The 12,536-nt window shown below is 72.4% G+C and carries 13 protein-coding genes and 1 pseudogene; 8 read left to right on the top strand and 6 right to left on the bottom strand.

From position 1 onward, the window contains the following. Positions 1-41 precede the first annotated feature (41 nt). Positions 42-206, bottom strand: a complete 165-nt coding sequence (locus tag OG799_RS07100) for a hypothetical protein (protein WP_406044252.1) — start codon at positions 204-206, stop codon at positions 42-44. A gap of 1 nt (position 207) precedes the next feature. Here OG799_RS07100 and OG799_RS07095 point away from each other — a divergent pair, with 1 nt between their 5' ends. From OG799_RS07095 to OG799_RS07075, 5 genes are all read left to right on the top strand, one after another. Beyond that, positions 208-1,488, top strand: a complete 1,281-nt coding sequence (locus tag OG799_RS07095) for an ABC transporter substrate-binding protein (RefSeq protein ID WP_406044251.1) — start codon at positions 208-210, stop codon at positions 1,486-1,488. Then, complete coding sequence (locus OG799_RS07090) at positions 1,485-2,441, top strand: carbohydrate ABC transporter permease (RefSeq protein ID WP_406044250.1); 957 nt, start codon at positions 1,485-1,487, stop codon at positions 2,439-2,441. Before OG799_RS07095 ends, OG799_RS07090 begins: the two co-directional genes overlap by 4 nt. After that, positions 2,441-3,307 carry a carbohydrate ABC transporter permease gene (locus OG799_RS07085; RefSeq protein ID WP_406044249.1) on the top strand — a complete coding sequence of 289 codons (867 nt, stop codon included), beginning with the start codon at positions 2,441-2,443 and terminating at the stop codon, positions 3,305-3,307. The genes OG799_RS07090 and OG799_RS07085 overlap by 1 nt, the downstream gene beginning before the upstream one ends. A 112-nt stretch (positions 3,308-3,419) precedes the next feature. After that, a complete protein-coding gene (locus OG799_RS07080) occupies positions 3,420-4,262 on the top strand; it encodes an alpha/beta fold hydrolase (protein ID WP_406044248.1) in 843 nt (280 codons plus the stop codon). A 153-nt stretch (positions 4,263-4,415) separates the two neighbouring features. Next, positions 4,416-5,021, top strand: a complete 606-nt coding sequence (locus OG799_RS07075) for a class I SAM-dependent methyltransferase (RefSeq protein WP_406044246.1) — start codon at positions 4,416-4,418, stop codon at positions 5,019-5,021. Between the two features lie 42 nt (positions 5,022-5,063). On the opposite strand, the gene eccB is transcribed toward OG799_RS07075, so the two are convergent. From eccB to OG799_RS07055, 4 genes are all read right to left on the bottom strand, one after another. Continuing rightward, positions 5,064-6,443, bottom strand: coding sequence for a type VII secretion protein EccB (eccB, locus tag OG799_RS07070; protein WP_406044244.1), 1,380 nt, complete (start codon positions 6,441-6,443; stop codon positions 5,064-5,066). A 95-nt stretch (positions 6,444-6,538) separates the two neighbouring features. Next, positions 6,539-7,825, bottom strand: a complete 1,287-nt coding sequence (locus OG799_RS07065; protein ID WP_406044242.1) for an MFS transporter — start codon at positions 7,823-7,825, stop codon at positions 6,539-6,541. A 104-nt stretch (positions 7,826-7,929) separates the two neighbouring features. Further along, positions 7,930-9,315 carry a rhodanese-like domain-containing protein gene (locus tag OG799_RS07060; RefSeq protein WP_406044240.1) on the bottom strand — a complete coding sequence of 462 codons (1,386 nt, stop codon included), beginning with the start codon at positions 9,313-9,315 and terminating at the stop codon, positions 7,930-7,932. A gap of 131 nt (positions 9,316-9,446) precedes the next feature. Further along, a complete protein-coding gene (locus OG799_RS07055; RefSeq protein WP_406044238.1) occupies positions 9,447-9,761 on the bottom strand; it encodes a rhodanese-like domain-containing protein in 315 nt (104 codons plus the stop codon). A 134-nt stretch (positions 9,762-9,895) separates the two neighbouring features. On the opposite strand from OG799_RS07055, the pseudogene OG799_RS07050 reads away from it, so the two are divergent. After that, positions 9,896-10,027, top strand: a pseudogene (locus OG799_RS07050) (thiol reductase thioredoxin); the annotation flags it as partial. A 47-nt stretch (positions 10,028-10,074) separates the two neighbouring features. Here OG799_RS07050 and OG799_RS07045 read toward each other — a convergent pair. Next, positions 10,075-10,482, bottom strand: a complete 408-nt coding sequence (locus OG799_RS07045) for a DUF302 domain-containing protein (RefSeq protein WP_406044236.1) — start codon at positions 10,480-10,482, stop codon at positions 10,075-10,077. Between the two features lie 235 nt (positions 10,483-10,717). Between OG799_RS07045 and OG799_RS07040 the strand changes: the two genes are divergently transcribed. Continuing rightward, positions 10,718-10,987 (top strand): metal-sensitive transcriptional regulator, encoded by a 270-nt coding sequence (locus tag OG799_RS07040; RefSeq protein WP_406044234.1) that lies wholly within the window; start codon positions 10,718-10,720, stop codon positions 10,985-10,987. Positions 10,988-11,119: 132 nt separating this feature from the next. After that, a complete protein-coding gene (locus OG799_RS07035) occupies positions 11,120-12,520 on the top strand; it encodes a rhodanese-like domain-containing protein (protein WP_406044232.1) in 1,401 nt (466 codons plus the stop codon). The last annotated feature ends 16 nt before the right edge of the window (positions 12,521-12,536 follow it).

Here is a 12,536-nt window from a genome sequence, read left to right as displayed (position 1 = left end):
GCCAATCTTACCAAATAAATCGGCATATGTGGTTCGATTGATCAATCGAAGGGTATTGAGTCCACGTTGTACCCTTCGAGAGGAGTGCCGCCGATGTCATTACCTCCGACGCGGATGCTGGCCTCCACCCTGATCATGGCATTTGCCGGGGTGGGAATGGTGGCCTGCAGCAGCGATGAGCAGAAAAGCGACAGTTCCCAGATCACCGTGTGGAGCCTGGAGGACGTGGCCGACCGGGTCACCGCGACCAAGGCGATCATCGCCGACTACACCGCCAGGACCGGCGTCAAGGTCAACCTCGTCACCGTCAACGAGGACCAGTTCCCCTCCCTCATCGCCTCCAGCGCCGCCGCCGGCAAGCTCCCCGACGTGGTCGGCTCCGTCTCCCTCGCCGGCATCCAGACGCTCGCCGGCAACGAGCTGCTGCACGAGTCCGCCAACGCCGAGATCGTCGACAAGCTGGGCCGGGACACCTTCTCCCCCCGGGCGCTGGCGCTGACCTCCGACGGCGGCAAGCAGCTCTCCGTCCCCAGTGACGGGTGGGGACAGCTCCTCGTCTATCGCAAGGACCTCTTCGACGCCGCCGGCCTGCCCGCCCCGGACACGTACGAGAAGATCGCCGCCGCCGCGGCGAAGCTCAACACCGGCGGCGTCGCCGGCATCACCGCGGCCACCGCCCCCGGCGACGTGTTCACCCAACAGACCTTCGAGCACCTCGCCCTGGCCAACAACTGCCAGCTCACCGACAACTCCGGCGCGGTCAGGCTCGACTCCCCCGAATGCGTCGAGGCGTTCCGCTTCTACGGCGACCTGATGCGCAACCACTCCGTCAAGGGCGCGCAGGACGTGGACACCACCCGGGCCACCTACTTCGCCGGCAGGGCGGCGATGCTGATCTGGTCGCCGTTCATCCTCGACGAGCTGGCCGGGCTGCGCAACGACGCCAAGCCGACCTGCCCGCAGTGCCAGCAGGACCCGACGTACCTGGCGAAGAACAGCGGCTTCGTCACCGCGATCAGGGGACCCAACGGCGCCGAGCCGGCCCAGTACGGCGAGATCAGCTCCTGGGCGGTGCTGGACGGCGCCGCGGCCGACCCGGCGAAGTCCTTCGTGGAGTACATGCTCTCCGACGGCTACCCCCGCTGGTTCGGCATCTCGCCGGAGGGCCGCTTCCCCGTCCGCAAGGGCACCGCGGACGACAAGGAGAAGTTCCTCGCCGCCTGGAACACCAGCCAGGCCGGCGTGGACACCAAGAAGCCGCTCTCCGCCGTCTACGGCGACGACGTGCTGGCCACCCTGCGGAAGAGCCCGGACACCTTCCAGCGCTGGGGCCTGCCGCAGGGCCAGGGCAAGCTGGTCGGCGCGATCCTCGGCGAGCTGCCCGTACCGAAGGCGCTCGCCGACGTGGTCGGCGGCAAGTCCGACGCCGCCGCGGCCGCCGCCCGGGCGAAGAAGGACGTCGAGGCGATCAAGAAGGGCGTCAATTGACCACCACCGCGCCGGAGGCCGGCCGCTCCCCCGCCCGGGAGCGGCCCGGCCTCCGGCGCCGGCCACTGACCCTGCGCCGCCGCGAGTCCCGCGCCGGGCTCGCGCTGGTCGCCCCCACCCTGCTCGTGGTGGTCCTGGTGATCGGCGTCCCGATCGTCTGGACCGTCGTGCTGGCCTTCCAACGGGTACGCCTGGCGACCCTGCGCAAGACCGGGCTCTTCGGCGAGTTCACCATGGCGAACTTCGACCGGGTGCTGCACACCGCCGGGTTCGCCGACACCCTGTGGACCACCCTGCTCTACAGCCTCGGCGGGACCCTCGGGTCGATCGTGATCGGGCTGGTCGCCGCGCTGGTCGTCCGCCGGCCGTTCCGGGGGCGCACGCTGGTCCGGGCGTCGATGCTGCTGCCGTACGTGGCGCCGGTGGTCGCGGTGGCCTTCGTCTGGCAGGTGATGCTCGACCCGCAGCTGGGCATCGTCAACGACTGGGGGCAGCGGTTCCTCGGCTGGAACGCGCCGATCCCGTTTTTGTCCCAGGATTCGACCGCGCTGTGGACGGTGATCGCGTTCGAGGCGTGGCGGTACTTCCCGTTCGCGTTCCTTTTCCTGCTCGCCCGGCTCCAGGCGGTGCCCGCGGACCTGGAGGAGGCGGCCCGGGTCGACGGGGCCACCCCCACCCAGCGCTTCCGGCACATCCTGCTGCCCCGGCTGATGCCGGTGATCGCGCTGCTGGCGGTGCTCCGGTTCATCATGACCTTCAACAAGTTCGACGACGTCTACCTGCTCACCGGCGGTTCGGCCGGCACCGAGGTGGTCAGCGTCCGGGTCTACCAGTTCCTCACCGCGCGTACCGACGTCGGCGCGGCGGCGGCGCAGGCGGTCGTGCTGGCCGTGGTGCTGATCGCGTTCGTCGCGATCTACCTGCGTTTCTTCACCGCGCGCAGGGAGGCGTGATGGACCGGGACCGGATCGAGACGGTCAGCCTGCGCTGGCTGCGCCGGCTGGTGATCGCCGCCTTTCTGCTCGTCACCGTGCTGCCCTTCTGGTACATGCTGGTGCTCTCGGTGCGCCCGATCGAGCGCCTGCTGCTCGACCCCGGCGCGCTGTGGGTGCCGGTCAGCGAGTTCACCGTCGCCACCTACGCCGAGGTGCTCAAGGCCGCCGAGGACGGCGGCCAGGGCTTCCTCACCTTCATCCGCAACAGCGGCCTGGTCGCCGTGGCCGCCACGCTGCTGACCCTGGTGGTGGCCATTCCCGGCGCGTACGCGGTGTCCCGGCTGCGGTTCTTCGGCCGGCGACAGGTCAACGCCCTCTTCCTCGCCGTCTACCTCTTCCCGTCCATCGTGATCGCCATCCCGCTCTTCGTGGTCTTCACCCGCGTCGGGCTGCGCGGGTCGCTGTTCGGGCTGGTGCTGGTCTACATCTCGCAGACCCTGCCGGTCTCGGTCTACATGCTCAAGAACTACTTCGAGACGATCCCGATCAGCCTGGAGGAGTCCGCGGCCATCGACGGCGCCGGCCGGCTCGGCATCATCCGCCGGGTCAGCCTGCCCCTCGCCGCGCCGTCGATCATGGCGGTCGCCCTCTACGACTTCATGATCGCCTGGAACGAGTTCCTCTTCGCCCTGCTCTTCCTGGTGGACAAGCCGAACCGGTGGACGGTGTCGCTCGGGTTGTCGTTGCTCTCCGACGGCGTCGAGGTGCCGAAGACCGTGCTGATGGCGGGCTCGGTGATCCTCACCCTGCCCATCGTGATCCTCTTCTTCGCCAGCGAGCGGCTGCTCACCGAGGGGCTGACCAGCGGCGCGGAGAAGGGCTGACCGTCTGCACTGCCAGGCGCCGGGGTTTCTCGCGCCTGGCAGTGCCGCTTTTCGACCCGGATAGTCCGGTTCGCGGGCTATTTTCGGAGTAGTCCACGGCGATAGGGATCGGATGACGGCGGTAGGCGAGACACTCAAGGTCCCCCGGGCCGGGCACCTGCTGCACGTCGAGGTCACCGGCGGCGAGGGCGTGCCGCTGGTGCTGCTGCACGGCTTCCCCGACAACCTGCACCTCTACGACGAACTCATGCCGCACCTCGGCCATCGGCGGGTGGTCCGGTTCGACTTCCTGGGCTGGGGCCGCTCCGACAAGCCCGCCGGCTACCCGTACACCGCGGACAACATGACCGGCGACCTCGCGGCGGTCATCGACCGCCTCGGACTGGAACGGGTCGTCCTCGTGGCGCATGACGCGTCCGGGCCGCCGGCGATCGACTGGGCGCTGCTGTACCCGCACCGGGTCGCCGCGCTGGTGCTCCTCAACACCTACTACCACCAGACGCTGAGTCTGCGCCGACCACCCGTCATCGCGCTGTACTCGACTCCGCTGCTGCGCAACGTAGCCCGGAAGGTGGCCGGCCGGGGGTCGGACCTCGCTCGGCGCCTCTACTTCTGGCAGGTGGGCAGGTTCATCTCGGACGACCAACGCCGGGACCCAATGGTGAACCGCCTGTACGACTACTTCACCGCGGCCCAGCCGGCCTTCTGGCGGCTCAACGACGACCTGCTCGGCACCGTCCTGACGCGCCGACGCCGGCTGCCCGACCTGCGCCGATTCGATCGGCCGGTGCGAGTGATCTTCGGCGTGGACGACCGCTCCCTCAACCCGCGGGTCGCCCGCCGTTTCGCCGACCTCTTTCCGCGCGCCGAACTGCACCTCCTGCGGAATGCGAGCCACTTCGTGCAGATCGACCAACCGGAGCGGACCGCGGAGCTCGTCCTCTCCGCCGCCTGACCAGGGGCGCCCTGAGTACCCGGGGCGACCGAAGATCCGGTGGCGGGATGGGTGCGCGCGCCCACCCGCAGGGTGACCGAGACCGGGCCCAGGCAGCGGCGCCCGGCCACCCCAGCCGGCTCCCGGCGGCGAAGATCCGGTTACGGTGGCCCCATGAGCAAGCCGACCCGTTGGGTGACGGAGACGAAGCCCGGGCACTCGCAGTGGTACATCGACCGGTTCCGCCGCCTCGCCGCCGAGGGGGCGGACCTGGCCGGCGAGGCGCGGCTGCTGGACGCGATGGTGCCGCCGGGCGCCCGCATCCTGGACGCGGGCAGCGGCACCGGACGGGTGGGTTCCGCGCTGGCCGCCCGGGGCCACCGCGTGGTCGGGGTCGACGCCGATCCAGCCCTGGTGGAGGCTGCCCGAACCGACCACCCCGGGCCCCATTGGCTGGTCGGCGACCTGGCCGCGCTGGAGCTCGCCGCCCAGGGCGAGGCGGAGCCGTTCGACGCGGCGGTGATCGCCGGCAACGTGATGGCGTTCGTCGCACCCGGCACCGAACGGGCGGTGCTGACCCGGGTCGCCGCGCACGTCCGCCCGGACGGCCTCGTGGTGGTCGGCTTCGGCACCGACCGGGGCTACCCGCTGACCGACTTCGACGCCGACGCGGTCGCCGCCGGGCTGCGGCTGGAGCACCGCTTCGCCACCTGGGACCTGCGGCCGTGGCGGGCGGAGGCCGACTTCGCGGTCAGCGTGCTGCGGCGCCCGGCCGGCTGAGCCGGCAGCCTCCCGCGCGACCCGGCCGGAGCCGGGACACGGTCAGGCCGGGGCGGCGACGGCACGGGCGGCGGCGGGGTCGAGCGGGCTGCCGGCCGGGACCAGGCTGACCAGGCTCGCGGGCAGCCGTACCGGACGGACGCCGGAGTAGCCGAGCATGCCGAGCACCTCACCGGCGAGCACGTACCGCCGGCCCAGGTCGGTGACCACGCACACCGCGCCGCCGGACGCGCCCGGCGCCGCCGCGGACTCGACCACCGCGCCGCGTCCGGGCTCGACCAGCACCTGGTCGGCGCGGACGCCGCCCCGGCCGGCCGGCGTCCCCGCGGCGGCGAGGTCCGGCGGGGTGGCGCCCAGCCGCACGTCGCGTACGCCGGTGTCGTCGCCGACCCGGGCGCAGAGCGCGCCGCCGTCGACGCTCGCCAGTCGGGGCGGGTCGGGGGGCGGCGCGGTCGGGCCGGCGGGAACCCGGTCGGGCAGCTTGGGCAGGACGGCGAACCGGCCCAGGGTGAGCGGCTTCGGCTCGCCCTGGCCGGTGCGGGCGAGCAGCAGACCGGCCTGCAGTTCGGTGATGCCGGCGAGGCCGTCCCGCTCGGCCACCGCGTACTGCCGGCCGCCGCCGGAGTTGCGCACCAGGTAGACGTCGCCGATCGTGGCGCCGGCGACCCGGGCGGAGCGCTCGCCGAAGCCGCGCAGCGTGAGCGGGGCCACGTCGACGCCGGCCGGGACGGCGTTGAGCAGCGCCGGCGCCACCGGCACGGCCCGTTCCCGGGTCGCGGCCAGCGCCGCCAGCACCCGGTCGGTGTCGCGGAGCAGGTGCCGCCGATTGTGCCAGAGCAGGTGCAGGCTGCCGTCCGGGTGCCGCAGCAGCACCCCCTGCTCGCCGAGGGGCCGGCCGCCGGTGGCGTCCCGGCCGATCAGCAGCGCGGAGCGCGGCTCGGCCGGCTCGGCCTCGGTCGGCGTGATCGAGCAGACCGTCCACGGCGCGGTGGAGAGCCGGCCCGGCGCGGGCAGCGAGTCGGGCGCGTCGGCGATGCCCAGCGGCAGCCCGCGCGGCACGCCCTCGATCGAGCGCCGGGAGACCAGCACGGTCCTGGGCCGGTCGGCGCCGATGATGAGCAGGGCGGAGGCGTAATTGAGCACGGGATGCAGCCGTTGCTCGCGGTAGACGAACCGGGCACCGGACTCCTTCTCCACGATCACCGCGCCAGGGTCGCGCCAGGAGGTGCCGCCGCCGGCGAACAGGCCGTAGAGGGCGAACCCGCCCAGGCCGATGACCGCGACCAGCACGCTGGCCAGGCCCGCGCCGGCCAGCCGGCGGAACGGCGACTGGCTGGGGTCGGTCTCCCGCATCACCAGCGCGGCCACCGCCCGCTGCACGGTGAACTGGTACGAGTGGAGCTGATCCTGCCGCGACGGCATGGGGTCCCTTCCGCTGGGTCGGTCGGGGCACAGGATAAACGCTCCGTCGATCCCTTGCGGACCCTGCGTCGCCGGCCGGCCGGTCCGGGAGAGCGTCAGTCGAGGACGGCCGGCAGGTCCGCGGCCCGCCGGGCGTTGACCGGGTGGGTCTCGTACATCCGTACGGCGACCAGCAGGCCGGAGGCGGCGGTCAGGGCGGCCACCACCCAGGTGGCGCCACGGATGCCGGCGAGGTCGGCCAGGATCCCGGCGAGCAGCGCGCCCACGGCGAAGCCCCCGTCCCGCCAGAGCCGGTAGACGCCCACCGCACGCGCCCGCCAGCGGGGGTGGGCGACGTCGCCGATGGTGGCGAGCAGGGTGGGGTAGACCATGGCCGTACCGGCGCCCAGCAGGACGGTGGCCGCCACCCACAGCGCGAACGTGTGGGCGGCGGCGATGAGGCCGAGCGCCGCGGCCTGGGTGAGCATGCCCGCGACGATGAGCCGCTTGCGTCCGATCCGGTCCGACAGCGGCCCGGTCAGCACCTGACCGAGCCCCCAGACGGCGGGATAGACGGCGGCCAGCACACCCACCCGGGGCAGGGACAGCCCGGCGCTGAGGTACAGCAGTGGGAACAGCCCCCACGCCAGCCCGTCGTTGAGGTTGTTGACCAGCCCGGCCTGGCTGGCCGACGACATCGCCGGTTCCCGCAGGCTGACCAGGCCGAAGATCCGGCGGGTGGACAGGCCGCCGTGGTGCCGGTCGGTGGCGGGTCGGTGGGTCGCCGCCTCGTGGCGGGCGTGGCCGTGGGTCTCCTTGACCAGCAGGAGCGACAGGCCCAGGCCCAGGGCGGCGTACGCGGCGCCGAGCAGGAACGGAGCCGGGCGAAGTCCGTACTCCGCGGCCAGCGCGCCGGTCGCCATCGCGGTGGCCGCCACGGCGAGGTAGCCGGCGGCCTCGTTGAGGCCCATCGCCAGCCCACGCCGGTGCGGCCCGGCCAGGTCGATCTTCATGACGACGGTGGTCGACCAGGCCAGGCCCTGGTTGATGCCGAGCAGCACGTTGGCGGCGACCACCCAGCCCCAGTTCGGCGCCCAGATCAGCAGCAGGGGTACGGGCAGCCCGACCAGCCAGCCGGCGACCAGCACGGGCTTTCGCCCGTACCGGTCGGACAGGGTGCCGGCGAAGAAGTTGGTCACCGCCTTGGTGGCGCCGAAGGCCAGGATGTAGGTGAGGGCGGCCGTGTAGGCGGTCAGGTGGAATTCCCGCTCGCCGAGCAGCGGCAGGACGGTGCGTTCGGTACCGAGCAGCCCGCCGACCAATGCGTTGACCGCGACGAGAAGGAGGAACTGGGCGGCGTTCGCCCGCAGGCCCAGCCTCGGCCCGACCGAGGTCGCTCGCATCTCCACTGCCTTGTCTCCCGTCCGTCGCGCTGCCATCCGGGTAAGCGGGTGACCGAGGGTCGGCACCCCCGGTCACCCGTGACCTCGATGTCCGTTGCCGAGCTTCAGGCAGCGGCGGGGTCGAGCATCGTCCGCCAGGCGCCGTACCCGCCGAGCAGGTCGGAGACGTCCGGCCGGCCGGCGGAGCGGAGCAGGCTGGCCGCCACCGAGGAGCGGTACCCGCCCGCGCAGTGCACCACGACCGGCCGGTCGGCCGGCACCTCGTCGAGCCGCCGCGGCAGCTCCGCGAGCGGGATGTGCACCGAACCGCCGATGGCGCCCTGTTCCCGTTCGCCGGCGTTGCGGACGTCGAGAAGCACCGGCGGCTCGGGCCGGTCCAGCGCCTCGCGCAGCTCGGTGGCGGTGACCCGGCTGGCCCGCGTCAGCTCCGCCGCCATCTCGAGGAAGGCCGCCTCCGGCTCTCGCAGGTAGCCGACCACCTGGTCGAAGCCGATCCGGGCGAGCCGTACGACGAGCTCCTCCTCGCGGTCCTGCGGAGCCACCACGAGCACCCGGCGGTCCGGCGCGACCACGCTGCCGGCGGTCTCGGCGAACCGCCCGTCGGCCGGGATGTTGATCGCCCCACGCGGGTGGCCCGCGGCGAACTCCTGCGGGTCGCGGGCGTCCACCACCACCGCGCCCGCCGCGCGGGCCCCGGCGAACTCGGTGGCGCTGAGCGGACGCGGCGCCCTGCTCTGGTCGAACAGCTCCCGGGCCTTGCGGTTGAGCACCGCGTCGAAGGCGAAGTAACCGGGTGCGGTGGGCTGGCCGCCGGTCACCAGGGCGACGAACCGCTCCTCGCTCATCGGGGCGCAGGCGTAGTTGGTGCGGCGTTGTTCACCGATGGTGGACTGCCGCTCGGTGGAGAGGTTCTTGCCACAGGCCGAACCGGCGCCGTGGGCGGGAAAGACGCGTACCTCGTCGGGCAGGCCCATGAGCTTGCGCTGCACGCTGTCGTAGAGCATGCGGCCCAGGTCGTCGGCGGTGACGCCGAGCGAGGCGAGCAGGTCGGGGCGGCCGACGTCGCCGATGAACAGGGCGTCGCCGGTCATCACCCCGTACGGCACCGCGTCGTCGGCGTGCTCGTAGACCAGGATGCTGATGGACTCCGGGGTGTGGCCGGGGGTCTCCATGATCTCCAGCGTCACGTCACCGAGGCTGATCCGCTCACCGTCGTGCAGCTTGCGGCTCGGGTACTCCGTCTCGGCCCGGTGTCCGTAGCCGATCCACGCGCCGGTCGCGGCGGCCACCTCGAGGTGGCCGGCGAGGAAGTCGGCGTGGAAGTGGGTGTTGATCACCCCTTCGATCCTCAGGCCGTGAGCCCGCGCGTCGGTCAGGTACTCGTCGATGTCGCGGCGCGGATCGACGAGCACCGCCCGCCCGGTGGCCTCGTCACCGATGAGGTACGACGCCTGGGACAGGCAGTCCAGGTAGTACTGGGTGAACAACATCGTGCTGAACTCCTTCGCAGCGATGACCGGCGATGTACTGACGATAGCGTATACCCCCGGGGGTATGTTCCCGGGCCGAAGGTCCCGTCGTCCCGGAACCGTCGGACCGGGCGACCGCCGGGTCGGTCAGGTCAGGCGTCCGCCCCGGTTACGACGGCACGACCGGTGCGCACCCACGCACGGGTGCCGCCGGCCACGGAACGTGCGTCGACGCCGGCGCGGGCCAGGAACTGCGCGGCGGTCAGGCTGCGGTTGCCGCTGGCGCAGATGATGTAGAGCGGGCGGTTCCGGGGAAGGTCCCCGACCACCGCGGGCAGTTCGGTCAGCGGCACCGACCGGGCGCCGGGCACGTGGCCCTCGACGTACTCGAACGGCTCCCGGACGTCCACCACCGCGGCGCCGTCGGCGTGCGCGGCGGCGAAGTCCGCCAAGTTGACCTCTCGCATCTTTCCTCCTCGGTCTCTTCATATACCCCCGTGGGTATCGACGTCGACCGTAACTCACGGGAAGCGCGGCGGCATTCCGCCCACCGGGGCCGATGGGCGCGACCGGAGCACCGGGAGTAGATTCCCCGCGCTGGGACGGCGTCCCGGTCTTCGCCCAGCCGGGCGCGCTGCCGGCCGCCGCGCTGGAGCAGGTGATCCAGGCCGTCCGCGACCTCGACATGGACGAGGTGCGGGCGAAGCTGGCCGGAAGCACGGCAGGCCGCTGACCCGGCCGCGCAGGGGTGCGGGCAACCGCCCGCACCCTTGACGCGCGTCAGGCCGTCAGAGCGTCCAGCGCCGACCGCAGCCGGCCGGCGGCCTCGTCGGCGACCGCCCGCAGGTCGGGTGCGTCGCTGAGCTGCACCATGACCTGCGGGTCCATGGCCTGCACCACGGTGCTGTCCGGCCCCTCGGCGCGGACCACGACGTTGCACGGGAGAAGCAGGCCGATGGCTCGGTCCGCCTGCACGGCGCGGTGCGCCAGGGGCGGGTTGCAGGCACCCAGGATCACGTAATCCTCCATGTCGACCCCGAGCTTCTCGCGGAGCGTCGACCGCAGGTCGATCTCGGTCAGCACCCCGAAGCCCTGGTCCTTCAGCACCGCCCGGACGCGGTCGACGGTCGGGCTGAACCCGGCGGACAGGCGGACTGTCATCGCGTAGCTCATGGTCTGCTCTCCCACGGTTGAGATGATGCCGGTCGGAGCGGCCGGCGGACGGTGATTCGGCGACAGGCCAGGCCGCGGAGCATGCACCTCCGGTGCATCCGTACCGGAGGTGAGAAGGGCGGTCGCCGGGGGCACACCCTCCGGATGGCGGGAATCCGCCGGCACCCCTCGCGGTTGAGGATACCGGTGGGGGTATCCAGTGGTGAGGACCTGTACCCCCTGGGGTATCTTGAACGCAGGAGGTAGTGCGGTGAAGCTTCGACCCGAAATGACCAGCGACGCCCTGACCCGGCTCAAGCGGGCGCGAGGGCAGCTCAACGCGGTCATCGAAATGATGGAGAGCGGTCAGGACTGCCGCGAGGCGCTGACTCAGCTCGCTGCGGTGTCGAAGGCGATCGACCGCGCGGGCTACAAGATCATCGCGTCGGGGATGCGGCACTGCAATGCCGCCCGCGACCGTGGCGAGGCGCCGGAGATGACCGAGGAGGAGCTGGAGAAGCTCTTCCTGGCTCTGGCCTGAGCGGGAGATGACCAGGCCCGCGCCGCGTAGCCGCGGCGTGGGCGGGTAGTCATCTTCCGCTGCTGTACGGTGCGGAAGTCTGCCTCCTACATACCCCCCCGGGTATATGGAGATTGGGAAGGGAGAACGGCAATGGCAGTAGAGGCGTCCGTCATCGCGACGTCCTCGCTGGGCGACCGCAGCTACCTGGCCTCCGACGGACAGGTGGCGATCGTGGTCGACCCCCAGCGCGACATCGACCGGGTCCTGTACCTCGCCGGGGCGAAGGGGGTGCGGATCACCCACGTGGTGGAGACGCACATCCACAACGACTACGTCTCCGGCGGGCTGGAGCTGGCCCGGGTGACCGGCGCCCACTACCTGGTGGCCGCGGCCGACGAGGTCGGCTTCGACCGCCTGCCGGTCTCCGACGGCGACGTGGTGCCCGTGTCGGACTCCCTGCGCCTGCGGGTGATCGCCACCCCGGGTCACACCTTCCACCACCTGTCGTACGTCCTCGACGAGGCCACCGACGGCGGCTGGCAGCCGACGGGCGTCTTCACCGGCGGGTCGCTGCTGTTCGGCACCACCGGACGCACGGACCTGCTCGGCAAGGAACACGCCCACGAGCTGGCGCACCAGCAGCACGCCTCGGCGAAGCGGCTGGCCGACCTGCTCCCCGACGGGGCCCAGGTGTGGCCGACGCACGGGTTCGGCAGCTTCTGCTCGGCCGGCCAGGCCGACGCCCCCGACTCGACCATCGGTCGGGAGAAGCAGGCGAACCCGGTGCTGCGGCTCGCCGCGGACCAGTTCGTGACCGAGACCCTGGCCGGGCTCGACGCCTACCCGGCGTACTACGCCCACATGGGTGTGGCCAACTTCGCCGGGCCGGCCCCGGTGGACCTGACGCCGGTGAGCCGGGCGGCCGCGGCGCAGCTGCGCGAGCGGATCGCGAGTGGCCAGTGGGTCGTGGACCTGCGGCACCGCAAGGCGTACGCCGCCTCGCACCTGGCCGGCACCGTCAGCCTCGGGCTGGACGGCCCGATGTCGACCTGGCTCGGCTGGCTGATCGACTGGGGCGTGCCGATCACCCTGCTCGCGGAGACGCCCGAGCAGGTCGCCGACGCCCAGCGTGAGCTGATCCGGATCGGCATCGACCGGCCCGCCGCCCAGGCCACCGGCGCGGCCGAGCAGTGGGCTGCCGAGCCGGGCCAGCTGCGCGAGCTGCGGATGGCCGACTTCTCGGCGCTGGCCGCGGCCCGCGCGGGCGACACCCCCGCCGGGCTGCCCGCCCCGGACGTGGTCCTCGACGTGCGGATGACCAACGAGTGGCGCGCCGGCCACGTCGCGGACGCCGTGCACATCCCGCTTCCCGACCTGCCCGAGCGCCTCGCCGACGTACCCGCCGGGTCCGTCTGGGTGCACTGCGGATCCGGCTACCGGGCCACCGCCGCGGCGTCGCTGCTGGCGAACGCCGGCCGCGAGGTGGTCGTGATCGACGACAAGTTCGACCGGGCCGAGACGACGGGCGTCGCCATGGCCGGCAACGCCTGACCCGGACCCGAATCCG

It is taken from the genome of Micromonospora sp. NBC_00898 (assembly GCF_045207895.1).
Taxonomy (GTDB): domain Bacteria; phylum Actinomycetota; class Actinomycetes; order Mycobacteriales; family Micromonosporaceae; genus Micromonospora.
This window is presented reverse-complemented; position numbering and strand designations above follow the sequence as displayed.

What these genes read in the sequence shown, in the direction of transcription:
- OG799_RS07065 (WP_406044242.1), bottom strand. Translation starts at nt 7,825, where the DNA reads ATGCGAGCGACCTCGGTCGGGCCGAGGCTGGGCCTGCGGGCGAACGCC.
- OG799_RS07060 (WP_406044240.1), bottom strand. Translation starts at nt 9,315, where the DNA reads ATGTTGTTCACCCAGTACTACCTGGACTGCCTGTCCCAGGCGTCGTAC.
- OG799_RS07055 (WP_406044238.1), bottom strand. Translation starts at nt 9,761, where the DNA reads ATGCGAGAGGTCAACTTGGCGGACTTCGCCGCCGCGCACGCCGACGGC.
- OG799_RS07080 (WP_406044248.1), top strand. Translation starts at nt 3,420, where the DNA reads ATGACGGCGGTAGGCGAGACACTCAAGGTCCCCCGGGCCGGGCACCTG.
- OG799_RS07085 (WP_406044249.1), top strand. Translation starts at nt 2,441, where the DNA reads ATGGACCGGGACCGGATCGAGACGGTCAGCCTGCGCTGGCTGCGCCGG.
- OG799_RS07075 (WP_406044246.1), top strand. Translation starts at nt 4,416, where the DNA reads ATGAGCAAGCCGACCCGTTGGGTGACGGAGACGAAGCCCGGGCACTCG.
- OG799_RS07035 (WP_406044232.1), top strand. Translation starts at nt 11,120, where the DNA reads ATGGCAGTAGAGGCGTCCGTCATCGCGACGTCCTCGCTGGGCGACCGC.
- eccB (WP_406044244.1), bottom strand. Translation starts at nt 6,443, where the DNA reads ATGCCGTCGCGGCAGGATCAGCTCCACTCGTACCAGTTCACCGTGCAG.